At 40.0% G+C, this 24,462-nt stretch carries 19 protein-coding genes; 11 read left to right on the forward strand and 8 right to left on the reverse strand.

What is annotated here, in order from left to right:
- Window positions 1-147: 147 nt before the first annotated feature.
- From QUB80_RS07480 to QUB80_RS07490, 3 genes are all read left to right on the forward strand, one after another.
- Entirely contained in the window at window positions 148-3,000 is a 2,853-nt protein-coding gene (locus QUB80_RS07480) for a sensor histidine kinase (RefSeq protein ID WP_289788878.1), read from the forward strand.
- Window positions 3,001-3,410: 410 nt separating this feature from the next.
- Window positions 3,411-3,584, forward strand: a complete 174-nt coding sequence (locus tag QUB80_RS07485) for a DUF2256 domain-containing protein (protein ID WP_289788879.1) — start codon at window positions 3,411-3,413, stop codon at window positions 3,582-3,584.
- 38 nt (window positions 3,585-3,622) lie between these two features.
- Entirely contained in the window at window positions 3,623-4,603 is a 981-nt protein-coding gene (locus QUB80_RS07490) for an isoaspartyl peptidase/L-asparaginase (protein WP_289788880.1), read from the forward strand.
- 147 nt (window positions 4,604-4,750) lie between these two features.
- Here the strand turns inward: QUB80_RS07490 and glmU are convergent, their stop codons facing one another.
- The 3 genes from glmU to QUB80_RS07505 all read right to left on the reverse strand — a co-directional run bounded on the left by glmU (window position 4,751) and on the right by QUB80_RS07505 (window position 8,974).
- Complete coding sequence (gene glmU / locus QUB80_RS07495; RefSeq protein ID WP_289788881.1) at window positions 4,751-6,106, reverse strand: bifunctional UDP-N-acetylglucosamine diphosphorylase/glucosamine-1-phosphate N-acetyltransferase GlmU; 1,356 nt, start codon at window positions 6,104-6,106, stop codon at window positions 4,751-4,753.
- 110 nt (window positions 6,107-6,216) lie between these two features.
- The gene (locus QUB80_RS07500; protein WP_289788882.1) at window positions 6,217-7,458 is read right to left on the reverse strand and encodes a response regulator; all 1,242 of its coding nucleotides are present in this window, start codon (window positions 7,456-7,458) and stop codon (window positions 6,217-6,219) included.
- A gap of 577 nt (window positions 7,459-8,035) precedes the next feature.
- Window positions 8,036-8,974 (reverse strand): tRNA (5-methylaminomethyl-2-thiouridine)(34)-methyltransferase MnmD, encoded by a 939-nt coding sequence (locus tag QUB80_RS07505; RefSeq protein ID WP_289788883.1) that lies wholly within the window; start codon window positions 8,972-8,974, stop codon window positions 8,036-8,038.
- Window positions 8,975-9,174: 200 nt separating this feature from the next.
- On the opposite strand from QUB80_RS07505, the gene QUB80_RS07510 reads away from it, so the two are divergent.
- Window positions 9,175-9,999, forward strand: a complete 825-nt coding sequence (locus QUB80_RS07510) for a sulfurtransferase (protein WP_289788884.1) — start codon at window positions 9,175-9,177, stop codon at window positions 9,997-9,999.
- 35 nt (window positions 10,000-10,034) lie between these two features.
- On the opposite strand, the gene QUB80_RS07515 is transcribed toward QUB80_RS07510, so the two are convergent.
- Window positions 10,035-11,423 carry a hypothetical protein gene (locus tag QUB80_RS07515; RefSeq protein WP_289788885.1) on the reverse strand — a complete coding sequence of 463 codons (1,389 nt, stop codon included), beginning with the start codon at window positions 11,421-11,423 and terminating at the stop codon, window positions 10,035-10,037.
- 373 nt (window positions 11,424-11,796) lie between these two features.
- On the opposite strand from QUB80_RS07515, the gene QUB80_RS07520 reads away from it, so the two are divergent.
- Entirely contained in the window at window positions 11,797-13,176 is a 1,380-nt protein-coding gene (locus QUB80_RS07520; protein ID WP_289788886.1) for a FecR domain-containing protein, read from the forward strand.
- A gap of 69 nt (window positions 13,177-13,245) precedes the next feature.
- Here the strand turns inward: QUB80_RS07520 and QUB80_RS07525 are convergent, their stop codons facing one another.
- The gene (locus QUB80_RS07525) at window positions 13,246-15,657 is read right to left on the reverse strand and encodes a serine/threonine-protein kinase (RefSeq protein ID WP_289788887.1); all 2,412 of its coding nucleotides are present in this window, start codon (window positions 15,655-15,657) and stop codon (window positions 13,246-13,248) included.
- Between the two features lie 706 nt (window positions 15,658-16,363).
- On the opposite strand from QUB80_RS07525, the gene QUB80_RS07530 reads away from it, so the two are divergent.
- The 4 genes from QUB80_RS07530 (at window position 16,364) to QUB80_RS07545 (ending at window position 21,056) form a co-directional block, all read left to right on the forward strand.
- Window positions 16,364-16,885, forward strand: a complete 522-nt coding sequence (locus QUB80_RS07530; RefSeq protein WP_289788888.1) for a LabA-like NYN domain-containing protein — start codon at window positions 16,364-16,366, stop codon at window positions 16,883-16,885.
- A 90-nt stretch (window positions 16,886-16,975) separates the two neighbouring features.
- Complete coding sequence (locus tag QUB80_RS07535) at window positions 16,976-18,571, forward strand: 2-isopropylmalate synthase (RefSeq protein ID WP_289788889.1); 1,596 nt, start codon at window positions 16,976-16,978, stop codon at window positions 18,569-18,571.
- 218 nt (window positions 18,572-18,789) lie between these two features.
- On the forward strand, window positions 18,790-19,188 hold the full coding sequence (gene psb27, locus QUB80_RS07540) for a photosystem II protein Psb27 (protein ID WP_289788890.1): 399 nt from the start codon (window positions 18,790-18,792) through the stop codon (window positions 19,186-19,188).
- 401 nt (window positions 19,189-19,589) lie between these two features.
- A complete protein-coding gene (locus tag QUB80_RS07545; RefSeq protein ID WP_289788891.1) occupies window positions 19,590-21,056 on the forward strand; it encodes a family 10 glycosylhydrolase in 1,467 nt (488 codons plus the stop codon).
- Window positions 21,057-21,072: 16 nt separating this feature from the next.
- Here the strand turns inward: QUB80_RS07545 and QUB80_RS07550 are convergent, their stop codons facing one another.
- From QUB80_RS07550 to QUB80_RS07560, 3 genes are all read right to left on the reverse strand, one after another.
- Entirely contained in the window at window positions 21,073-21,798 is a 726-nt protein-coding gene (locus QUB80_RS07550; protein ID WP_289788892.1) for a hypothetical protein, read from the reverse strand.
- A gap of 383 nt (window positions 21,799-22,181) precedes the next feature.
- Window positions 22,182-22,586 (reverse strand): hypothetical protein, encoded by a 405-nt coding sequence (locus QUB80_RS07555; RefSeq protein ID WP_289788893.1) that lies wholly within the window; start codon window positions 22,584-22,586, stop codon window positions 22,182-22,184.
- A 2-nt stretch (window positions 22,587-22,588) separates the two neighbouring features.
- Complete coding sequence (locus tag QUB80_RS07560) at window positions 22,589-23,560, reverse strand: hypothetical protein (protein ID WP_289788894.1); 972 nt, start codon at window positions 23,558-23,560, stop codon at window positions 22,589-22,591.
- A 219-nt stretch (window positions 23,561-23,779) separates the two neighbouring features.
- Here QUB80_RS07560 and QUB80_RS07565 point away from each other — a divergent pair, with 219 nt between their 5' ends.
- On the forward strand, window positions 23,780-24,100 hold the full coding sequence (locus QUB80_RS07565; RefSeq protein ID WP_289788895.1) for a hypothetical protein: 321 nt from the start codon (window positions 23,780-23,782) through the stop codon (window positions 24,098-24,100).
- On the forward strand, window positions 24,019-24,447 hold the full coding sequence (locus QUB80_RS07570; RefSeq protein WP_289788896.1) for an HNH endonuclease: 429 nt from the start codon (window positions 24,019-24,021) through the stop codon (window positions 24,445-24,447). Before QUB80_RS07565 ends, QUB80_RS07570 begins: the two co-directional genes overlap by 82 nt.
- Window positions 24,448-24,462 lie beyond the last annotated feature (15 nt).

Genomic DNA, 24,462 nt, shown 5'->3' on the forward strand with positions numbered 1-24,462 from the left:
TGTAAAACGAAACAAATAATAATATATCGCACAGGTAGTTAGTCAGGTCTATAAAAATTCGTCACTTAGCATGAGCGGAAATATTTAGTTAGAGCTTGATTCTGGGCATCTTATGTATAAACCAGTGACGTTGACTTAAATTACCAAATGAGGCAGCCATATAATTTCACAGCCGCCGACGAACAAATACTTTCGCTTGGACGCGTTTTTCAAACTCTCAGGGAAGAGGATAATTTTGATGCTCTGATCGCAACAACACTTTCTTATCTGCAAGAACAGTTTGAATACAACCTGATTTGGATTGCTCTTTACGATCGCCTAAATCACGTGTTGTTTGGCAAAGGAGGAATTACTCCTAGTAGTGACATCAGTTACTTAAAACAACGAGTGGTTCTCAATCCTGGGGATTTATTAGAACAAGTAGTGATTGAACAGCATCCTTTAGGTGTACCAGATTTGCGAGCAGAAATTCGGGCTGAGGGATGGCAACAATTAGCACAAAAATTTAATATCCAAGGAACAATTATCGCGCCAATTTCTTACAAGAATCGCTGCTTAGGTTTGGTGCTACTTGGTTCCCAGCGTTGGGGCTACTTACTCAGTGGCGTAACTAGAGCCAAATTGATGATGGTTTTGGGCGAATTGGCAGCAGTGCTGTATGAAATGGAGATGGATTTGCAGCACAAGCAAACCAAGCGCTTTGACGAACTATTATTACCATTGTTAGAAAGTCTGCGAACCCTTAATAATTTGGAGCAAAGGTTAGAAGCATTAGTAGAGGCAACTCATCAATTTGTTCTGCCTGCCCGAACCAGGATTTATTGGTTTGACAGGGAAGAACGCTACTTTTGGCGACGGATTAGTAACAAAAATGTCAATCGCGGTTTTCTCTCCAAGGCTCAAGAAGCGGTAACTAAAATTACCGTAAATGATTTAAGTGACTTTTATTTTGCTTTATCGCTAAATGAAATTGTCTGGATTGGAGAAGGACGCAGTTCGCTACAAAGTAATTTCACACTAAAGTTGCTGCAAAGACTGCAAGTGCGTAGTCTTTTAGCTGCTCCGATTATTTGTCAAAAGGATTTGCTGGGCTTTTTAGCGGTGGAAGCCACTGAGCCGCGAATTTGGACAGAGGCAGATAAAAATTTCATTAAGGGTACTGCGGGATTAATTTCCCTACTTGCCCCTTTAGAGGAAACGGAAAGTACCATCCAAAAAATTCAAGATCATGCCCACATAACAGGTCATATTGCCCAAGGAATCTATAGTGATTATCAGGTTCAAGAAATTTTAGATAACTGTGCAACAAAAATTTTGCAACAACTCTCGGCAACTAGGTTTTTGCTATTGCAATACGATCCTCAACAGAATAATTATCAAATTTTTTACCAAAGCCATTTGCATAGTCATCGTCTACCAATATCTACTCTCGATGCTCTCAAAGACGTAGATTGGCAGTTGCTGTTACGTTCTACTCAAGGAGTGGCAATTGAAAATCTAGAAGAAGATTTGCGGTTTTTTAATTGGCATCCTTCCTTAATCAAAAATGGTGTGCAATCGCTGGTGATTAGTAATTGCGCTCCCAACTCTCCACCCCATGCACTATTGGCAATTGCAACCGAAACCCACCGCAGTTGGACATCTTTAGAAAAGGAATTAGTACAGATTGTTGCTCAACAACTTGGTGTAATTCTGCGCCAAAGGCAACTATACCAACGCACGGAACAACAGCAAAAAATTTTACACAGCTTTCAGCGATGTCTTCGGATTCTGGAAGATTCCCAAAGTGCTAAAAATCAACCTTTACAGCATCTGGAACAGACTGCCTTAGAGCAAATAGCATCTATTCTCAATTGTTCTCTCGCAGTACTAATAGCTTGGCAATCAGGAGATAATGTTGCAAAAATTATACCCGGAGTGATAGCCAATTCTCATTTTGAAATTTTGACCGATATACCTTTGCCATTACAAACAGAAGCTTTGATTCAGTGGGCGCTAGCTACAGATGGAATTTTGGCTCTAACAGTAGATGATTTACCGGCGACAACAAGGAAATGGTTTAACGGTGCTGGCATTGGTCAAATTTTGGTGATGGCGTTGCGTACTACTCCCGATCATCATCCTACAGGTGTAGTGGTCACCGCCGATCATCTAGAACGTCAATGGTCAGAAGATTGCTTGCGTGTCACAGAAACTTTAGTTTACCAAATGGCTTGGTCGCGGCGATGGTTGCAAATCTCTCAGATGCTTCAGTCTAGAACAGAAGAACTCAGCTTACTGAATTGGTACAAGCATCGTCGTTTAGAAGATTTGCAAAGAACGGTGACGCAGCTACTGACTCAAATGCAGGATTTGGGCATTCCCGATCATGAAATGACTCAGATGCGCTACCAACAATTGCTATGGCAGCTAGATAAAACCAACGCTTCTATGAAAGCGCTATTAAAACTTGAAGTGTGGCAGTTGCAAATGAGTTGGGAAACTATACCCATTGCAAGTTTACTCAAGCGATCGCTCGAACGAGTAGACAATTTACTCAAACAACAAAAGCTATGGGTTGGAGTGCATGGTTTAGGACAACAGCAAACTCAAGAATCAGAACCAAACCATTCTCTGTTGCCTCAATCTTCGTTAGCGATCGCAGGTGATATTGTCAAAATTGAATTGGTTCTCCATGAATTGCTAATAGCTGCCTGTCAACGTTCTACTGATGGCGGAAGAATTGATATTTGGTGTCGCCGTTCAGATGAACACTTATTAGAAGTTTCCATTACAGACAATGGCTTTATTGAACCGCAGTTACTCACAGAGCTAGTTCAAGATACATCCAAAGATGTGCTGGCTTCTTCTCGCTTCGAGCAACCACTGACTTTACACTTGCAGATCTGTCAAAAACTTATGCACCAACTCGGAGGAGAATTACATATTTATCAATTACCAGATGGTCGAGCGGTTAGTCGCTTGCTGTTACCGTTAGCTAATAGTATCAATCCACTTTGACTATGCAAGAAAAAATAAAGACGCGGTGATAACGATCAGACAGTGTAGTACAAGAGCTACTGCGTTGCCGGGATTCTCCCGGTGGTAGCAAGTGGCGTATCAAACTCCGCAGGCAATTTTTCTCGTACTGCCTATATGTAGACAATAGCTTACAGTCCAGAATATTAAATAGCTGAAGCTATCTGCTTATAAGTATAAAGTTGTAATAGATAAACTCTATACAGAAAAAACCTAAAATGTTTACCATGATTAATTTATAGAAATTTAAATTTTCATGACAATATTTTGAATTAATTATCAATGACTGATTTCATGTTGTATCTACAGAAAATGTTCTGTCTTTGTAACAAACTGGTTATAATTGATTTTCATCTCTGGTGAAATCAATTTTACATCCGCATAGTATAAACATGGGACGTGCTCGTTCTAAATCTGACCTGCCCACAAAAATTTGTCCGGTATGTCAACGTCCGTTCACTTGGCGTAAGAAATGGGCAGATTGCTGGGACGAAGTGAAATATTGTTCAGAACGCTGTCGTCGTCGCCGTTCTTCTACAACTACAAACGAAACTACTGAATCGTAAATATACTTAGACTGAGTTGGCTCAAATATCAAGGGGAGATGAAATCGCAGGTGCAACCAAAATTAATTATTCACGGGGGGGCTGGTAGTTCTCTGCACGGAAAAGGTGGAGTAGAGGCTGTGCGTAAGTCGCTCTACAAAGTTGTGGAAGAGGTTTATTCTCTTCTGTGTTCGGGAGCAACTGCCACAGAAGCGGTTGTACTAGGGTGTCAAATGTTGGAAGATAACCCTTGCTTTAATGCAGGTACTGGCTCTGTGTTGCAATCAGACGGTCAAATCCGCATGAGTGCCTCTCTGATGGATGGTACAACCCAAAGCTTTAGCGGTGTAATCAATATTTCGAGAGTAAAAAATCCAATCGAACTGGCACAAGCCTTACAAAGCTCTCCTGATCGAGTTTTGTCCGATTACGGTGCGGCAGAATTGGCACGAGAACTACAAATTCCCAGCTATAACGCTTTAACTGATTTACGGTTGCAAGAGTGGATTCAAGAACGCCAGGAAAACTTTCAGAGGGCAATGGCTGGTGTAGTAGCAGAACCAGAATTAGTAGAAAGCAGTAATGCCCGACGTGGCACGATAGGTGTCGTAGCTTTAGATACCCACGGTAACTTAGCTGTTGGTACTTCCACGGGTGGTAAAGGATTTGAGCGAATTGGACGTGTTAGCGATTCGGCAATGCCAGCTGGTAATTATGCTACTCAGTATGCAGCAGTTAGCTGTACTGGTATTGGCGAAGATATTATCGATGAGTGTTTAGCACCACGGATTGTGGTGCGTGTTACTGATGGTATGTCACTCAAGGAAGCAATGCAGCGTTCTTTTACAGAGGCATCCCAGCATCAGCGTGATTTTGGAGCGATCGCCCTGGATGCTAGTGGAACGATCGCTTGGGGTAAAACCAGTCAAGTTTTACTGGCTGCCTTTCACGACGGTGAAAAATTTGGCGACACTTTAGAAATTCCGGAAGGAACAGAAGTGGGCTGCATTGAAAACATGGAGCTAGGGGTTAGGGGCTAAGAAGAGAAGTGGGGGAGTGGGAGAGTCGAAGAGGAACAGATAAGGGAGATAGGGAAGATGGGGAAGAATTTACTCTTATTACTTCCTCACCTGCCTCACCTGCCTCACCTGCCTCAACTCCTTGTCCCCCTGTTGCCCTTCCTCTTCCTATTCCCTATTTTTTGGACACCAATCTGGTTTAATCACTTGGCGTTCGCGGGCAATAACTAAACAGTTATCAGGAACATCTTCTGTGATTGTGGAGCCGGCTGCTACATAGACATCATTGCCCAAAGTAATTGGTGCAACTAAAACGCTATTTGAACCAGTTTTAGTGCGATCGCCAATTTTGGTGGGGTGTTTTTTCACACCATCATAATTGGCAGTAATTGTACCTGCACCAATATTTACTTGAGTCCCAGTAGTGGTATCACCTAAATAGGAGAGATGGGCAGCATTGGTGCGATCGCCCAATTTGGTATTTTTCAATTCTACAAAGTTGCCAATCCGACAGTCTACACCTACTTCTGCATGGCCGCGCAAATGGGCATAGGGGCCAATTCGGCTTCCTTCCTGGACAATGCTATCCGTTACTACGGAATATATAACAGTAACATTTTTACCTATTTGGCTATTTTCAATTAAACTTCCTGGGCCAATCTGACTACCAGTTTGAATAACCGTATTTCCTCGTAGATGGGTTTGAGGTTCAATAATTACATCTGGCTCTAATTCTACAGTGTCATCAATTGTAATACTAGTAGGGTCGATGATAGTGACACCAGCCATCATCCATTTTTCCTTAATGCGTCTTTGCAAAATTTCGTAGGCAGAGGCAAGTTGCAGGCGATCGTTGATGCCAAGAATTTCTTGGTAATCTGCAACATCTACTGCCATGACGGGTGAAACTTGCGTAACAGCATCGGTAAGATAGTATTCTTTCTGGGCATTATTTGTCTGCAAGTGCGGCAGAATTTTGGCTAAATCCTGCCAGCGAAAACAGTAAACTCCTGCATTAATCCGATGATTTTGTCTTTGAGCAGGAGTACAATCTTTTTCTTCAACAATTTGTTGGACAATATTTTCGCCGTTACAAAAAACGCGTCCATAACCTCTAGGTTCGGGTAAATACGCACTTAGGATAGTAGCGGCATTTTGATGTTCTTTATGAATTTGCAACAGATGTTTTAGAGTTTCGGTGCGTAATAGGGGTACATCTCCGTTGAGCACTAAGACATCACCTGTGTATCCTTCCAAGTAAGGAAGTAATTGTTGAATAGCATGACCCGTTCCCAATTGTACACTCTGTTCAACATACTCCAAGTCTGGAATTGAGAGCGTGGCTGTTTTCACTTCTTGGGCTTGATATCCCACTATTAATATTTGACGCGAAGGCGAAAGCGGTTGGACACTTTCGATCACCCTTTCTACTAGCGATCGCCCACCCAAAGAATGCAAAACCTTGGGAAGGTTGGATTTCATCCGTGTCCCGCGTCCTGCCGCTAGAATTGCTACAACTACCATAATTAGCTATCGGCTAACTGAAATTTTGATGAATAAACTCGGTCATTTGAGACTCAAATCTCAAATCATACCAGCTATTCATTGAACGCCGAAATGTCAATGACTGGCAACTATAATATGTTATTTGATGATTTACAATTGCAAATAAATTCGGCAAATTTCTGCATTAATTGGGGATTTCGCCAACCTTTGGCTGTTTCTTCTTGCATAATAGCTAGCGCTTCTTCTGGTGTGAAAGCCCGTTTGTAGGGGCGTTCGCTAATTAAGGCATCATAAATATCAATCATTTGAAATACTTGTGCTAAACAGGGAATCTCATCACCTTTGAGTCCATCAGGATAGCCCGATCCATCCCAGCGCTCATGGTGGTGACGAATAATAGGAATTACACCCCGCATACTGCGTAGTGGCTGGCAGATTTTTTCACCAATCAAAACATGGCGCCTCATAATTTCCCACTCTTGGGGAGTAAAACTTCCTGTTTTCAGCAGAACTGCATCAGGAATACCCACTTTACCAATATCATGAAGATAACTACCCCATATCAAATCTCGAATTTGATTGCGTGAAAGATTGAGGTATTTACCAAAAGCCTGTCCTAGTACTACTAACCGTTCGCAATGATCGCCTGTATTCGGATCGCGGCTTTCTATTGCTCTGGCAATGGAAAATAACACTTGTTCAGCGTGATCTAAGTCCTCATTCAGACGTTTCTGGCGCACTAAGGACTTTACTCGCGCTGCCAATTCTACCCGATCAAAGGGTTTACTCAAGAAATCATCCGCACCAACTTCTATTCCTCGAATACGTGATCGCCGATCATTTAATGCTGTTACAAAAATTATTGGTATTAACCGCGTATGTTCATCTTGCTTTAGTAACTGACAAACTTCAAACCCATCCATTTCCGGCATCATTACATCTAATAAAATCAAGTCCGGTTGTTTTTGGGTTACCAATTCAACAGCGCTAAAACCACTATCTGCCTCGATAACTTCGTAGCCTTCCATTGCCAACAGTGCAGCAGCAGTCATCCGACTGGCGGGATGATCGTCAACTACCAAAACCTTTGCCGCATCTGAGTCTGAGTGATTTAATATCGATGCTTTACCTGGTAGGTGCCTCGATTCTAGTGAATCATAACCAAAATTAACTTGAGATTTGTTCCAAGCAGGTAAAGTGTTTATATGTTCAACGTTCAAGTCTTTTTGAGATAAGTATAAGGAATAATTTTCTGTATTCGGTGAGGCTACAGTATAGTTTAAATTATTGCTATTAACTGTGTTTAAAGGATTTGAGACATTGACAATCGATTCGACAGAGCCTGTATGCTTGGATGTCCATTCAGTCACAAGGCACTCCACTTTTTCTGACCATTTACTAGAGTTAGCTTAAAAAAAATCATTTTAGTATTTTGCTGTTATTTTAGTTTGGAGCTTTATTCTCTTTTTCTGTTCAAGGAAGAATTGATTGTTAAAATAACAGCCATTTTCTTTATTTATTTAGAACATAATTAACGCCAAAAATTTTTCTAAATATAATTTCAGTACGAACCATTTTAGTCAAGGGTAATTCAGAGTTTTCACAGGAATTTATTAAGTATAATAAGGATAGAAAAATGTATCATCGTTCAATTTATTTAAAAGCAGGAGTTTAAGGTAAAGCAAGCTAGTATAATCTACTTAGCTGCCAAGGCAGCAAGAGCATAAAAGAAAGTAATCAATATATAAGATACCAAGGCTAAACTACTGAGTACACAAGTAATTTATATCACAGTTATAGTATTTATACTATCGGAAGAAGCAACTGTAAAGCAAGTAAAATAAATTACATCAGCTACGCTAGTTCAGGCATAAAGTATTTTGATATTTGTGAACGAACAAGACCTGAACAGGGACTTTCAGGCAAAGAAGATTCTACTGAAACTATTCATGCTTCAGTTTTAGAGAGCCAACGTTTTCGCCAACGAGATGTAGGTTCCAAAGAAGAAGCTTGTTGTTCTTGTTGTCGCCGTTTGAGTATAACGTCGGCAGAGTCTTGCAATTGAGGATCGCGGTAAGGAATGGCAGCACGAGTGAGCAAATGTTCCTGTTCGGCTTGAGAGAGCGGTGGTAATGACGCAAACAGAGAAAAATTCCCCGTGTCCTTTTCCCCTGCACCTATCTCCTCTTTTCCCACTCGTCTTAAATGGGCTGCAACAGTACCAGGCGATCGCCTCCCGACTGGAGGGGTAGAACCTATTTGTAAGCCAGCATCTAAAAGTGCCGTGCGTACAGCAGCAGCACAGGAATAAGTCGCGAGTAAGGCATCTTCGTGCAAACACAAAGCAAGTTGTTTGATAAATTCAACAGTCCATAGCTGCGGACATTGAGGTGGTGAAAATGGATCAAGAAAAATTGCATCCGCTCGGAAACCTGAGTTGTAAACTTCCCCAATCGTAATTCTGGCATCGCCAATCAGTAGCCTAGCTCGCAGGTAATAGGTTTGAATTTGGTGCTCGAAAGCCAGCCCAGTGAGAATTTTGGTATGCTCGTAATTCCAATTATCAAATAAGTGATGAGCGATCGCAGCTTGTGGCACAGCTGGATTCTGTTCTAAACCAATTATTTCTACATAACAATCAGGATTGACAGCCCAAATAGACTGCAAAGCAGCCGCCGTATTGTATCCTAGTCCATAGCAAACATCTAATAACCGCAGCATTGATTTATTTGCTTTTAAAGTTAATTGAGTCGGCTCGACAAACTTAAAAAAACTTTCCTGACGCGCTCCATAATGGCTATGAAAAGACTCACTAAACTCTTTAGAAAAGAAGGTGAAGGAGCCATCAGCTGTAAGTTCAGGTGTAAAATCGTTTAAGTTTGACATTCTAGGGCTAGGAACTGGGGATTGGGGACTAGGGACTAGGAAGAAGCAGGGGAGCAGGGGAGTAATAAACCATCAACTACTAACTACTGTACGGGTGGGTTTTGTTGATAATCTTGCCGTTTAAACTGATAATTTATCTTCTAAACCTGCCCCTACCACTAACAAATGACAAATGACCATTGACAAATGACTAATGACTAATGACTATGACTGTTGTTTCTCATCAGTGGCTGTTGGAACACCTTGAAGATCCAGAAGTCGTTATAGTGGATTGTCGTTTTTCTCTTGCCGATCCGCAACAGGGAAAACAACTTTACCAAATCAACCATATCAAAACAGCTTACTATCTAGATTTAAACGAGGATCTTTCTAGTCCTGTGGAAAAACATGGAGGAAGACATCCTTTACCCAATCCCAAGAAGCTAGCTGACAAATTAGCCAATATGGGGGTGAATTTCCAAAAAACTTTAGTTGTAGCTTACGATGATTCTCGCCTTGCGTTTGCAGCCCGTCTGTGGTGGTTATTGCGATATCTTGGACATGAACAAGTGGCGGTATTAGATGGTGGCTTTAGCGAATGGCAAAAAGCCGGATATCCTGTCACAGATGTTATCCCTGAATCTAAGAAAGGAGATTTTGTCCCGCAGATTCAAGCGCAGATGATGGTAGATCGAGAAGTTGTAATTAATCGGAAAGATTTGCCGAATGTGGTGTTAGTAGATTCGCGGGAAAGCGATCGCTACCAAGGTATTAGAGAACAAATTGATAAAATTGCCGGCCATATTTCTGGTGCAGTAAACTATCCCTGGCAAGAAGTAACAGACTCTACGGGGTACTTACTCTCATCTTCAGAGCAACACCGCCGATGGTCAAAGCTAGACAACGCCGAAGAAGTTATAGTGTACTGTGGTTCTGGTGTGACTGCTTGTGTAAATTTACTATCTTTAGAACTGGCTAATATTCACACAGGCAAGCTTTATGCTGGTAGCTGGAGTGATTGGATTAGTTATTTAGATAGTAGATAGTAGTTGTTTATTTACCACTAACCACTAACCAAATTTCAAAATCTTCCTAATTGCAAATTGTAATTCACACTCAAAAACCAACTATCAAAATCAATAAAAGGGTCAGTAGAGCCACCTAATGTTACTCCAGTTTGCAAATTAATATTAGTGTAATCTGATATTCTATAATTCAAGTGACTGTATAAACGATGATACTGATCCTCTCTGTCGCGCTGGCTAAAATTTGACAAGCCAAATTGGTAATTAAGCCCCACTTGAACAGCTCTTTGCAAGTAGTAATTTAAAGAAACCCACAAAAAATTACTAACTCGGTTACGTTGTTCTTGCGGATCGGTAAAACTGACACGAAATTCGTAAAAGCTATCTAGCATCAACCTTGATGTTAAAGGATCTCGCCGTCCCAAAGATAAACGCAGCGAATTCTCATTTAAAAAGCGATCGCCTGCTTTAAAAAAATCTCCATCTCTGGCATAAAATAATTGTTGATTAGTCCAACCAAATTCTCCGTACATTCGCCTTGTCAGTTGCTGATAAATACTGAGATTAAATCTTACTTGGTTGTAGTTGTATTTTCCTTGATTGAAGTAACGATAGATACCACCATCAATCGAGCCATTCAGGAAAGTATTGCTTCCCAAGGGTATCGGCATAGAAGCTAGTGTCAATCCAGAAAAAATTAAGGCATCTTCTGTGGGATCTACGGCTGAGGAAAAAATGTTATTTGTCTGAAAGTAACTTACATAAGCCTGTAAATAACCTATTGGCTTAAATGGAACTGCAATTTGTTCTATTGGTAAAGGCTGCGGTTGTTCCAAAGGAAGTGGCACTTCCCTAAGTCTTAGTTTACCTAGTTCTTCTTCAAAAATAGATTCCGAAGGTGGTTGCTTGTTTTCTTGCAATCGTTGCAGTAGTCTTTGCAGTCTCTGTTCTTTATCTACTGTCTCAGGTGTTTTTAACTTTTCATCGATTTGTGTGGGAGAAGGCAGAGGAATCTCTGTTGGCTGTGTTTCTAACTGTGGTGGTTCATTTGTCGGTTGGTTATTCCCCACATTAGCTTTTGGCAAAGGAGTAGATTGTGAGGTTAGTGATTTTGGCTGTATCAGAGCAGGTGGAATCTGAGAACGTAAATTTTGTACATCATTTTTAGAGGCAGCTTCATCATCGGTGCTTCTGTTCTGATTGGTAGCCTGCAACGAACATGATCGCTGAAATTTGACATGAACAGCCTTTAGCTCTTGTTGCTGACATGGCTGATGAGTTACCTCGACATTTACAGAAGGGTTTGTCACTCCAAATTTATCTTGAATACTCTCATAGTTTGAATTTACAGCCCATGTCCGATTAATATTGGTAAAACACCAGTTGGTACTACCGGATATTAACAATATTAGAGACCACAAGTTTTTCCAGCCTTTGGATTGCATATCAAATTTTTTTTAGTCAGCTTAGACTGATGAGCTTTTTCAGAAGTTCCAAATTATTAATCATTAAGCTCTCAAGCAATTTTATTTATTCACAGATTAAATTTATGTTAATTTGGAAAAATCAAAATGTTGTAAAAATAAAATTTTATCATCTTCATAGTTGTGTACTTTTCATGTCTGTACCATTAACTAAATATACTTAAACGTCAAGTTAGACGTCTAAGTGAGTGTGTTTAATCAGTTTGAAGTTGAAATTAAACATAAGCAAATTGTGTCAAGAATATAGACATAGCCATTAGCAGATTCAAATCTTTTACATTAAAATCTGTCTTGCAATAGCGTGGTGTCAGTGAGTTTATCCAAGGCTGTAAAAATGTTTCGCAAGTTATTCCCATTAATGGTAATTAGTTTCTGGGGGATTTTAGTCGTACCTTTATCAGAACGGGCAAGTGCTTCTACTCCACTGACTAGAGCTGTGATTTTAAACCTCCGTAACTGGGTGCAGCTCATCCCCTACAATCAATCCCAGCGCCCAGCACGTAAATTAGATGCCATGAATCCTGGGGATGGCTTGCATACAGGGCGATTTTCTCTTGCAGAATTACGATTCAACGATGGCTCTTTGGCAAGAGTAGGGGAACAAGCAATATTTCGGTTTATACCTAAGACACGTAATTTTAGATTATCAAATGGCACTGTACTGTTGCTCATCCCACCAAAAAAAGGGGTAACACGTGTAAACACACCAAATGCAGCAGCAGCCATTCGAGGTTCTGCATTGTTTGTGCGCTATGACGAAAAAAAAGACACTACAGTAGTAGCAGCATTGACAAATAGTGGTATAGAAGTTTTCAACAAAGATGCTACTCAAAGGCAGGAGTTGAAAGCGGGACAATTAGCAGTAATAGTTAAAGGTAGATTACAAGGTTTATTCGAATTTGATTTGAGGAATTTTTATGATACTAGTGATTTAGTTCGAGGACTAGATTTGCCTCAACGTGGTGCGCCTGCTCCAGATCCAGCGATCGCCAAAGTACAAGTTGAAACTGCTGCTGCTGTATCTTCTCAACTGCCAATTGTCGGTAAGGGAGTAGTGGAAAATCCATCTTTTATAAAGCTAAGTACTACTCCCTCAAGTTCATCTAACAATCCTAAAGTCAACGAAAATTCTTCTGCAAATACCTCTCAAGAAACAAAAAAAGATTCATCAAATACCACTGAGCAACAAGATAGTCATACTACTAACAGCAATAAACAAACAACAAATAATACTAATAATTCCAACAATAACTCTAACAATCAAAATTCATCGGCAGATAACCCCAAAAATCAAAACAGTACAGATACTTCCAACTCGAATAATCAAAATACTACTTCAGGTACTTCTAACTCCAACAACCAAAACAACAATACGGGTACGTCTAACTCAAATAATCAAAGTACTTCTCCATCGACTTCAACTACAGATAACTCTCCTAAGCAAGAAACTTCTCCATCGACTTCAACTACAGATAACTCTCCTAAGCAAGAAACTCCTCCATCGACTTCAACTACAGATAACTCTCCTAAGCAAGAAACTCCTCCATCGACTTCAACTACAGATAACTCTCCTAAGCAAGAAACTTCTCCATCGACTTCAACTACAGATAACTCTCCCAAACAAGAAACTTCTCCATCGACTTCAACTACAGATAACTCTCCCAAACAGGAGACTCCTGAAGCCCAAACTTCTAACTCAAACGCAGGAGGATAGAATAATCACAAACTTCCTACTTAATATTTGTTAGCTTAATGCCAAGTAGCTCATAAGAACTGCTAAAATTTATTCTTTATTTTCTTCTTTTTCTGGTAATAAATATGTAGAAGAGGTTAAATTTTGAGTGTCATCATCTTCAGGTGTTTTTACCCAAAGCGTGGTAGAAGTGTCAACATCTTCTAAAAATAGAATATTTGGTGAGGATTTGTCTCTTAATAAAAAGTCTCTCTCTTTAGAAGAAATGAATTTGTTTATTGCCTCAAGTACCTCTAATGCAGATTGATAGCGCTGTTGAAAATCTTCCAACACCATTTTAGAAATAATTTCAGCCAAAGCATGGCTGATATGTACTTTATCACTCCATTTCAATTCACCATTTGCATCTGTTTCTAACTCATGAGGAGAGATGCCAGTCAAAGCTTTAATGGCAATCATCCCTACTGCATAAATATCACTACTATATTGTGGACGTCCAAAACATTGCTCACTTGGCGCATAACCTTTGGTGCCAATGCCAATAGTAAATGCTGTTTGCTGTTGAGTTTCTAGCTGTTGTATGACTACTTCTTTAACAGCTCCAAAATCAATCAGTACTAACTTACCGTCTGAGTCTCGTCGGATAATATTACTGGGTTTAATATCTCGGTGAATGATGCCGTGTTGATGGACAAATGCCAATGTTGCCAATAAGTCTTGCAAAATCTTGATCGCATCGGTTTCTGAAATTCTTTTACCTGATGGCAGTTCTTGACTAAGAGCATGACCAATTATATATTCTTGAACTAAATAAAATTCTTCTTCCTCTTCAAAATAAGCTAAAAGTTGAGGTATTTGACTGTGAATGCCCAGTTTTTGCAGGGTTTGGGCTTCTAAGTAAAATAATCGTCTGGCAATTTTCAACTGCTCCAATTTAGAGCTAGCTGGTTTTAGCTGTTTAACAACGCACAGAGGATTACCTGGAAGTTGGGTATCTTCGGCAATATAGGTTTCGCTAAATCCTCCTGCGCCAAGAACTTTAAGTATTTTGTAGCGCCCGCCCAAAATTTTTCCTGATAATGCTATGTCAAGTTGTTGAAGCAAGTCTTGAAATTCATCTCGATTGATAATTTCTTGAACAACAGGAGAAGATTTATATTTGTTGAAAATAGCCAGTAATTGCTGTTTTCTCAGAGTTTCTCTAACTATTTCTGTTCCTAAATATGAGACTCCAAGTGCTGCGATCGCTAACACTGGAACAGCAGTAGGAAATATGATGTGGCTAGAAATAAATAATGCATAACTGATTACTAACCAGCTTATTGCCAAAACAGTGCTATAGAAAAATCTACTTATACCTCGCTTGCGTTTAGTTACGATGACACTACATCCGCCCACTAAACATAGTACAAACACACCACGCCAAAATGGACTCTTAATTGCTTCGGTAATACTTTTACCTGTCATCAAAGTAGCGATCGCATTGGCATGAATTTCTACTCCCGACATCTGTTCTGGATACAGCCAGCTAGAAGCAGCAGGCACTGAATAGTAATCCTTTGTTAACTGGGCTGTTGCTCCAATTAGTACAATTTTGTCTTTGAATACTTTTCCTTGTTGTAAATAAGTATTCCAGTTTTCTGGATCGAATACGTGCCAAAAGGGTATCGTTTCAAATGTACCTGCACTGCCATAAAAATAAATGCGATCGCCTTTTGATTGAGGATAATTAATTTGGGATGCCCTCAAAACAATTTCGTCAAAAGAAGGCATATTATCTATTGGCATCCAACCCTGTTTTTCAGCTAGTAATTTCGGAAATTCGCTAGCTAATCGATGAACTTTGTTATCTACCTCTTTGGGAAAATTAACTGAGCCAATTGACACTGAACCTGTACGAAATAGCTGCTGAGGTTGTGTTAATTGCCAGAAGATACCTTGATGCGTTTCAAAATTTTCGTATAGTGCGGCTAAAGAAACCTTACTACCATAACGCTGTAATACTTTTTGCAACTGGCGATCGTCTTTTTCGCCGTAGCTACTTGGTACATCAAATACAACATCTACCGCCACATGGCGCGCCCCTGCCTGCACCAATTTTTCAATTACCTGAGCATATGCCGCACGTTGAAAAGGAAATGCTTTAAGTGGCTCTAAGTAGGCATGAGCTTGCGGATCTCTGTGATAGTGGTATTCCGGCTCTGATATCGACTGCTCGTCAATTGCCAAAATTATAATATTCTCTGGAGGAGCGACAGAACCCCGCAGGGTAAAAAAACCAGAATAGACTTGGTTTTCAATTAATTGCACCCAGCCAAAGCTATAGGCACCAAGCAATGCAGCTCCTATAACTGAAGTTCCAGCGAGCAAATCGCCCAAACGTGCTATCAACTTTGACTGACGTAGCGATGTTGTCAAAGTCGCTTTTGTTGGTTTACTAGAAAATTGATTGGCAGTAGAGACATCTTTTTTGGTTAATGTATATCTAGGTTCTTCTGCCATATCGTATTCCTAATCATTTACATACTATGCTTTTATTTATTTACCCACTCTTTTAGAGCAATAAAGTTGAATCGGACTTAAATGAAATCTTATACATTTGTAAACTATCCTTTATTATTTAGCAAAATTGCGTTATTTCGGCTTTTAAAAGCTCTATTGTGCCATATAGTCATTACCTATCTTCTTACTTAACTTAGCTTCTACGAGTATTTTTGCAAAGACAGATGAGTTGCAGCGAGATGTTACTACCAAGATTAAGCTGTTACCACAGCCAATCAGTACACCCCAAAATTTATTTGGGTAAATTTCCTACAGGTTATACATATAAACTTCATATCCATCTTGTACAATACTTTGCCTCTCCAGAGGAATATTCCCAGCCTTAAATTTTACTTGAAGCTTATTCCATACCATTTTAGGAGTAAACTTGATTGGTATACAGCTGTTAAAAGCTTTTACTCAGTCAATTTTATTGGTAGATTTTGATCACAGGGTGCAACCAATCACGCTAAGTGTGAAAAAGTAAAACACCAAATAAAGGTTAACACCAATGTTTAAGTCTAGTTTCTACTTTCACAAGAGGTTATATAAAAGCTATATATGACAACAGAATTTATAGGTAATGGCAAATTTACTATTTTATAATTGCTATAATCTATTGTTCACTCTTAATTCTTCTTTATCTATCTATTAGGTGTAAATTTCTATGGGTTCCTCGATGAATCGTCTGTCTATTTTTGTAGACGGAAATAATATGTTCTATGCTCAACAAAAAAATGGTTGGTTTTTTGATCCACGACGAGTATTAGAATACTTCAAACACGAACAGTCGGAAACAACCTTAATTAATGCATTTTGGTACACTGGTTTAAAAGACCCACAAGATCAGCGAGGTTTCAGAGACGCTCTAATTAGTCTTGGATATACAGTTAGAACGAAAATTCTTAAAGAATACTATGATGATGCATCTGGTCGTTACTCACAAAAAGCTAATTTAGATATTGAAATAGTTGTAGATATGTTTAATACAGTAGATCAATACGACCGAGTTGTTTTATTTAGTGGTGATGGAGATTTTGAAAGAGCCATAGAATTATTACGTTCAAAAAATACTCATATTACAGTAGTATCAACAGAAGGAATGATAGCAAGGGAATTGCGTAATGCTACGGACAGATATATAGATTTAAATGATATTCGAGATCAAATAGAAAAAACAGATGCATAATCATCTTGGCAGTTATTTAGATTTTTAAAAGTAAAAAGTTAGCTTTAAGTATTTTAAGCGATAAATAAAAACTAAACTAAAGAGCAGCAAATGAAAACTAAACCAGAACATATCATCATTTTTGATACTACACTCAGAGATGGCGAACAATGTCCAGGAGCGACTCTGAATATTGATGAAAAGTTAACAATCGCCAAACAATTAGCACGTTTAGGTGTAGATGTAATTGAGGCAGGTTTTGCCTTTGCCAGCCCAGGTGATTTTGAAGCAGTTCACAAGATTGCTCAAACTGTAGGAATAGAAGATGGGCCGATAATTTGCAGTTTAGCAAGAGCGCGGCAAGAAGATATTCAAGCTGCTGCTCAAGCTATAAAACCAGCAGCAAAAGGACGAATTCACACTTTTATTGCTACTTCAGATATTCATCTCAAATACAAGCTGAAAAAAAACAGGCAAGAAGTATTGGCGATCGCCCAAGAAATGGTAGCTTATGCGAAACAATTCACTGATGATGTGGAATTTTCGCCTGAAGATGCCGGGCGATCCGATCCAGAATTTCTCTACGAAGTTTTAGAGCAAGCAATTTCTGCTGGAGCCACAACAGTTAATATTCCCGATACGGTTGGTTACACTACTCCTAGTGAATTTGGAGCGCTGATTAAAGGAATCAAAGAAAACGTTCCTAACATCAATCAAGCAATTATTTCCGTTCACGGGCATAATGATTTAGGCATGGCAGTTGCTAACTTCTTAGAAGCAGTGAAAAATGGTGCCAGACAGTTAGAATGCACTATCAACGGTATTGGTGAGCGAGCAGGAAACGCAGCACTAGAAGAATTAGTAATGGCTTTGTACGTGCGGCGTCAATATTTTAATCCCTTCTTAGGACGCCCTGTTGATTCAGAAGAGCCTTTAACCAATATCGATACTAAGCAAATTTATAGAACTTCCCGTTTGGTTTCCAATTTGACAGGAATGTTAGTACAACCAAATAAAGCCATTGTTGGTGCCAATGCCTTTGCCCACGAGTCGGGAATTCACCAAGATGGTGTGCTCAAAAACAAGCTCACCTATGAAATTATGGACGCCCGATTAATCGGTTTGACAGAAAACCAAATTGTTTTAGGCAAACACTCCGGTAGAAATGCCTTCCGTACCCGCTTGCGCGAATTGGGCTATGAACTGACAGAAACTGAATTAAATCAAGCATTTGTCAGGTTCAAAGAAATAGCGGATAAAAAGAAAGAAATTACAGATTGGGATTTAGAAGCAATTGTTAACGACGAAATCCAACAAGCTCCCGATCTATTTAAGGTAGAGTTGGTACAAGTTTCTTGTGGTAGCAACGCCAAGCCTACCGCCACAGTAACTCTGCGCACTCCAGAAGGCGAAGAATTAATGGATGCTGCTATTGGCACCGGGCCAGTAGATGCTGTATACAAAGCTATTAACCGCGTTGTCAATGTACCCAACCAGTTGATTGAGTTTTCTGTACAGTCAGTAACAGCTGGAATTGATGCGATCGGGGAAGTAACTATCCGTTTAAAACACGAGGATAGAGTATTTTCCGGTCACGCTGCAAACACTGATATCATCGTGGCGTCAGCACAGGCATATGTCAACGCATTGAATAGACTGTATGCTTGGTTGCAAAATCAATCTAAACAAGAGCAAGTAACTGCTTAGTGAGAGTATAAAAAGGCTTGACTCCAACTCCTCTGTCACTCCTTGAGAGTAGACGGCTTCCCCGGCATAAAGGAGGCAGTGCGTTGTAGCGACTGGTGTCATTTAGTGTGAACTAGCGTAGACTCGGAGGGGGAACTCTACCTCCTCCAGAATGATCCCCATGATACCAATCCAAGATAGGATGGACGTTGATTTACGTATTGTTTTACATAATGCTTATGAAGCGCTATTGGTCACGTCTGCTTGCCCTAGTCTTAGTTGTAGCGATCGGCTTAATGGGTTGTTCCGGGAGCCCGGATGGTTTGAGTGGTGATTATCGCCAAGATACCTTAAGTGTAGTTAGTACTTTGAGGCATACCCTAGATTTACCAGACAATTCACCAGAACAATCATCAGCACAAGCAGAAGCGCGTCAAAAAATTAACACTTTTGCAGCTCGCTATCAAAGAGACAGTTCTGTTGCTGGACTAAATTCCTTTACAACCATGCGAACAGCCCTAAACTCTCTTGCCGGACATTACAGTTCCTATCCCAATCGTCCTGTTCCACGGAAGCTCAAGGATAGGTTAGAGCAAGAATTCAAGCAAGTTGAGGCAGCACTAATGCGTGGCGCTTAGTTATTCTATACGCAAATTTAAAAGTCCATAGTCGAACATCCCTGGATTTAGACTATGGACTTTTGCCTATTGATTATTTACTGGTATTTCTTATAGTTATCATTATTAAATATAATGTCATAACTATTTTGAAAATATTTTTACGTATTATTACTGTTAAGCAACTTAAAAATTAACACGTAGAAATATTGTATATTCATCACCTACAAATGAAATAAATAGTAAAAAGCGGCAACAGAAATAGGAGATTGGAAGTCTTTGTAAAAGTAGGTTTTAAGCTGCCTACCACTCAATTTGAAATTTTTATGCACCTCCGTCTCAATCATAGGAGTTGGAGTAGATATTGATTTGTAATTCTAGTTTTACGTATGTCCAAGTGTTCCTTGAATGTTGCAAAACCAATGTTCTTTTGGCTACGTCTAGGTGCTGCCATTCTCAGTAGTGCTTTGCTAATTCCCTACTTGAGAATTCAACCTGTACAGGCACAAGTAAACCAATTTTGCCAGTTATCGACAGCAGAAGCGCGAGAAAAAGAAAACTTACGTTTAGCAGCACTAAAAGACAATCAAGAAGCTAAAAATAAATATCAGCAACTGCTACGACAACATGCACAAACTTTGCAAGAATGTCGCAATCGGAATTGGCCTCATGTCCAAGCAGTTTGGTTGCGTTTGTACCCTTGTGATGTTCGCCCAGGAGAAGTCGAACACATCATGGATCGGATTGTGAACAGGGGCTATAACCAAGTTTACTTGGAAGCTTTTTACGACGGGCAAGTTCTACTGCCAGCAGCTAATAACCCCACAGTTTGGCCTTCTGTAGTTCGTACTCCAGGAGCAGAACAAACCGATCTACTTTTAACCGCAATCCAAAAAGGGCGAGAACGAGGACTTAAAGTCTATGCTTGGATGTTTACAACAAATTTCGGTTATACCTATGCCCAACGCGGCGATCGCGAAGCAGCGATCGCTCGCAATGGTAAAGGTCAAACAAGCTTATATGTTGTAGATAATAACTCGCAAGTCTTCATAGATCCCTACAACTTGCAAGCGAAACGCGACTATTATCAAATGGTACAAGAGGTGATACGTCGTCGTCCGGACGGAATACTATTTGACTACATACGCTATCCTCGCCAGGCAGGAAGTAATTCTATCGCCACCAAAGTTACAGATTTGTGGCTGTATAGTGAAGCTACCCAACAAGCCTTATTTCAAAGAGCGCAGAATAATAAAGGACAAGAATTTATCCGCCGCTTTTTGAGTAAGGGATACGTCACGGCTGGGGACATTGCTGAAGTTGATAAACTTTATCCTCAAGAAGGTGAACCCCTATGGCAAGGACGCAACCCACCGATAGAGCAAAAGTCAATTCTACCTCCAGAGCAAAGACAGCCACAATTACAAATGGAGTTGTGGCAGCTTTCAGTTGCTCATGCCATGCAAGGTATTCTAGATTTTGTAAACCTAGCAGCCTATCCGGCTCAACAGTTAGGTATTCCTGCCGGAGTAGTATTTTTTCCTGATGCCAACCAAAATGTTGGACGAGGGTTTGATTCTCGCTTGCAACCTTGGGATAGATTTTCAAGTAAATTGGAGTGGCATCCAATGTCTTATGCTAATTGCGGTAATGTTAGTTGTATTGTTGCACAAGTCAAACAGGTATTAGGTACAGCAAATTCTAATACCCAGGTAATTCCAGCTATCGCCGGTGCTTGGGGTAAACCTGTAAATGGTCGTCCCTCCCTAGAAACGCAAATACAAGCACTTCGCCAATTTGCACCACGACTACGAGGAGTCAGCCATTTTGCTTATTCTTGGCAATATCCAGAACATGATAATAATCGCAAATTTTGCCGCGCCCAGTAAGTAAATCTGCTATAAATTAGCTGGCTTTGGGAGGAGCGATCGCCTGAGAGCGTAAAGTCTCAAAAATTACCATCATAAAATCCAGTAGTTCTGTCTCTGTAAGGTGATGACGCGATCGCTTGCCATACTTCTGCTGCAAATACTGCTTTCCTTCTTCTTTCGTCCAGCCTAATTCTGTCAAGTATGTGTCAATTTTGACCATCATCATCTCACGCAGTTGAGCTATTGTTGAATGCTCAGAAATTTCTGTATGCTTTTGACTTGAGTTATGAATATGATTAATTTTTAGACTTACTTTTTCCCCTAAAGAATGCCAATTAAGCTCTTTGTGTCCGTCCCAATTAATATCTATAGCTCGGTAATTTTCTGGATCGTAAATTGTACAAAATACTATAGTTCTCTCGCCAGGACTGACAGTGATAGTAATTGGTTTACGCAATTGTTCAAAAGTAAGGGAATCCAACGACAGTAACAAACTTTTAGAAAAGTAAGAATCACTTCCTGAGCGGATAATATAAGGTTTATCTGCCAAAATAGATAAATCTGTTTTTTCAGCTTCTCCAAATGAAGTTTCAACTTTTTTGTTAACTTCTATCCCTGTAATCACCCCAGTTAAAGCTTTATCATAAATTGGTATTTGTCTTTTATCTTCGGAGAGCATATACCAACAGTAATCGGATTCTCGATTGACAAAAATGTACTGACTTTTTGGAATTTGTCCAAACCCCAATTTAATTTCCATATTCCCTATTTATGCTCCTATCTGTTTATTTTTTTGATACTCAGCTTTAAACCTCTTCATCAGCACGAGTCATCATATACTCATGATTCCCGTAATGATAACTACCCCATCACTTAGTAACAGAAATTTGAGTTGATAGAGGTTGAAAGCAAATATATTTATTTGGTACAATTGTACTATAAATTTCTTTAGGTTATAAAGTCTGAAATGTCAAATTTTATTCAGACTTGGCGATTGGAAATCGCAGCGATACAAACAAAACCTACAAGGCAAAGGTTCAAAAGATTAATTTAACTTAGCCTACCTACGTGGGCTTTGCTTATGTAGTAACGAATTATATTCGCCCCTATCTTTTCAGGCTTCTGGGGTTTATTGTTATAAAATCAAAAAGTCCATTCGTGGTTTGGATCGTCCAATGCAGCCCGGACAGATGCTAGATTAGCAAGCTCTTTGAATGGGCTTGATTTCGCCATTTCTGTAATTGAATTTAAAGTAAGAGCGAGTTGCTCATTATTACCGGATGCGATCGCACTATCAACTACAGCAAATAAAGCGCGAAAATTTTCTGCACGTTCATCAAAGGAGCGATCGAGGTACGCCATCAACAACTCTTGCTGGGCGTTAATTCTGGTGATTATTTCTTTCTCCCAAGCCTCTATTTCGCGTCGCTTTGTCTGTTCTTGTTCAGCTATCTTGAGGTAATCGGTGTAGGCTGAAACCATCTGTTGCAAGCATTCAGCAGGATTTATTTTTTCGACTACAAAAGTGGTTATTTTCTGTACAGACACGCTTAATTACCTCCCAAGGAACGGTATTTAGCTTGGATAGTGGCAGTAGCAGCATTCATCTGTCCTTCACCATCTAAAACAGGAGTTTTCATAATTTCTGCAAGTGCTTTCACCAGAAGTGCGACTTGTTGAAACTTGCTGGCATCAAGGTTTTTATCAAATGATGGCAATGATTCTAGTTCGTTGAGACCCAAAACAGCACAGTGATTGAGGGATTCGAGCAGATTTATTAACTCGTCAATCCGTCTTCTTACTTGCTGCATAAAGTCTTTAGCAGCGTTCATCTTAGCAATTGCTGTATTAACTTCTGCTTCATACTCCCGTGCTTTTGTCAAAGCTTTCTCACCCTCACCAGCAAGTACAAAGCCACCAATAAGTAAAGCTGGGCCAACAGTTATACCACCTAATACGAGAGAACCAAGCGCCATACCACCCCCATTAGCAACTAATGCGCCACCACCCAACCATGCGAGAGTGGCATTCCACGCAGCTGCACCACTAAGCCCTGATATAGCTGCTCCAGTGCTAGCAACTCCCACAGAGGTAGCAAGACTCATTGCCCCACCATAACCTGCTGCTGCTGCTCCAATAGCCTTAACGCCTCCTTTGAAGAATTGTTCAGCTTGTAGTGCGGCAGTTTTATACTCCTTTATTTGTTGAACTGATATTCCATCCAAACCTTCTAAAAACTCTTTGTCACTTTGTTTAGTCTTACCTATGTTGCGCTCAATAAAGTCAACAAAACGTCCAATTGTATACATCATCACATCAAGCTGGAAGTGACCATACTCTTCTGCCAGGTTATTAGTGCCTTCCCAGTATTCTTTTAAGTCGCTGACTACATTCTCGTGTCGCTTTTGAGCGCGTTTCCCAATTTCCTTTGTCTCATTCATATCGGAAAATCCTACCGCTCCTGCTCCTGCACCAACAACGCCAGTAGCTAAGGCAATAGCTCCTAAAATTAGTGGAATCATGAATACTCCTGATATTTATTTACTGCTTAAAAATTGTTAACTACAGATTTTCTCTGCTACTGCTGAGTAGTCTTATATATAGAGTTCCCTGATGAACAAATTAGTAACCACTTTTTGCAGCTTATCTTTAAAAGTTCGATGAAGGTATCTCAAACATGCTCTAATGAGTTTTGCTGATATTTGTTATTATCGTGATACTAAAGGCATGAAAAGAACACCATGATTGCTCAAGAAATGGTTCAACCTTCATTCTTCATGCGCTCTGGAGTCAGGATGAGCCAGTTTGGAGATTTCTATATCTTCAAATTTACAGATGAATTGCAGTCTCGGTTTGAAGAGCTTCTGGGAAAGAACAAGCAAGATTTACTCACCAAAGAAGAGCGGGCTGAACTGGATGGAATCTCTGAATTATCGCGAATTTTTACTTTCATCAATGCCCAACTTGCAGCCCAAGCTAAATGGTGTCCAACTCAACTCGAAAACTTGTACGACAACGAGCCAGATTCCTCTGCGAGTATTGCCACTCCCCAGAATACCTAAGTCACATCCAGCCTCAGTCTTTAGGCGGTTCTGATGATGTTGAAAATTTAGCTCTGGCTTGTCATCGCTGCAACGAGCGTCGCTACAACTTTACAAAGGGAACAGACCCTCAAACTCAGGAAATAGTACCTTTATTTAATCCCCGTCAGCAGCTGTGGTCTAAGCATTTTATCTGGACAGTAGATAGTTTGAAGATTTGTGCAGTTACTTCCATAGGTCGTGCTACGTGCGATCGCCTAGACATGAATGATGAAAGGCATGACGAGGGAGCAATTCAATATGCTCGTAGGTTTTGGGTAGAAGCTGGTTGGCATCCACCCGTAGACGATCCTCGTCAATCAGCATGAAATAAATTGAGGAGC

Source organism: Chlorogloeopsis sp. ULAP01 (assembly GCF_030381805.1).
In the GTDB taxonomy this organism is placed as follows: Bacteria; Cyanobacteriota; Cyanobacteriia; order Cyanobacteriales; family Nostocaceae; genus Chlorogloeopsis.

Bases quoted from the DNA above. Each gene is read 5' to 3' on its own strand.
- QUB80_RS07565 (WP_289788895.1), top strand. From the start codon at position 23,780: ATGATTGCTCAAGAAATGGTTCAACCTTCATTCTTCATGCGCTCTGGA.
- QUB80_RS07485 (WP_289788879.1), top strand. From the start codon at position 3,411: ATGGGACGTGCTCGTTCTAAATCTGACCTGCCCACAAAAATTTGTCCG.
- QUB80_RS07515 (WP_289788885.1), bottom strand. From the start codon at position 11,423: ATGCAATCCAAAGGCTGGAAAAACTTGTGGTCTCTAATATTGTTAATA.
- QUB80_RS07520 (WP_289788886.1), top strand. From the start codon at position 11,797: ATGTTTCGCAAGTTATTCCCATTAATGGTAATTAGTTTCTGGGGGATT.
- QUB80_RS07490 (WP_289788880.1), top strand. From the start codon at position 3,623: ATGAAATCGCAGGTGCAACCAAAATTAATTATTCACGGGGGGGCTGGT.
- psb27 (WP_289788890.1), top strand. From the start codon at position 18,790: ATGAAGCGCTATTGGTCACGTCTGCTTGCCCTAGTCTTAGTTGTAGCG.
- QUB80_RS07530 (WP_289788888.1), top strand. From the start codon at position 16,364: ATGGGTTCCTCGATGAATCGTCTGTCTATTTTTGTAGACGGAAATAAT.
- QUB80_RS07535 (WP_289788889.1), top strand. From the start codon at position 16,976: ATGAAAACTAAACCAGAACATATCATCATTTTTGATACTACACTCAGA.
- QUB80_RS07480 (WP_289788878.1), top strand. From the start codon at position 148: ATGAGGCAGCCATATAATTTCACAGCCGCCGACGAACAAATACTTTCG.
- QUB80_RS07505 (WP_289788883.1), bottom strand. From the start codon at position 8,974: ATGTCAAACTTAAACGATTTTACACCTGAACTTACAGCTGATGGCTCC.
- QUB80_RS07525 (WP_289788887.1), bottom strand. From the start codon at position 15,657: ATGGCAGAAGAACCTAGATATACATTAACCAAAAAAGATGTCTCTACT.
- QUB80_RS07545 (WP_289788891.1), top strand. From the start codon at position 19,590: ATGTTCTTTTGGCTACGTCTAGGTGCTGCCATTCTCAGTAGTGCTTTG.
- QUB80_RS07550 (WP_289788892.1), bottom strand. From the start codon at position 21,798: ATGGAAATTAAATTGGGGTTTGGACAAATTCCAAAAAGTCAGTACATT.
- QUB80_RS07560 (WP_289788894.1), bottom strand. From the start codon at position 23,560: ATGATTCCACTAATTTTAGGAGCTATTGCCTTAGCTACTGGCGTTGTT.
- QUB80_RS07510 (WP_289788884.1), top strand. From the start codon at position 9,175: ATGACTATGACTGTTGTTTCTCATCAGTGGCTGTTGGAACACCTTGAA.
- QUB80_RS07570 (WP_289788896.1), top strand. From the start codon at position 24,019: ATGGTGTCCAACTCAACTCGAAAACTTGTACGACAACGAGCCAGATTC.
- glmU (WP_289788881.1), bottom strand. From the start codon at position 6,106: ATGGTAGTTGTAGCAATTCTAGCGGCAGGACGCGGGACACGGATGAAA.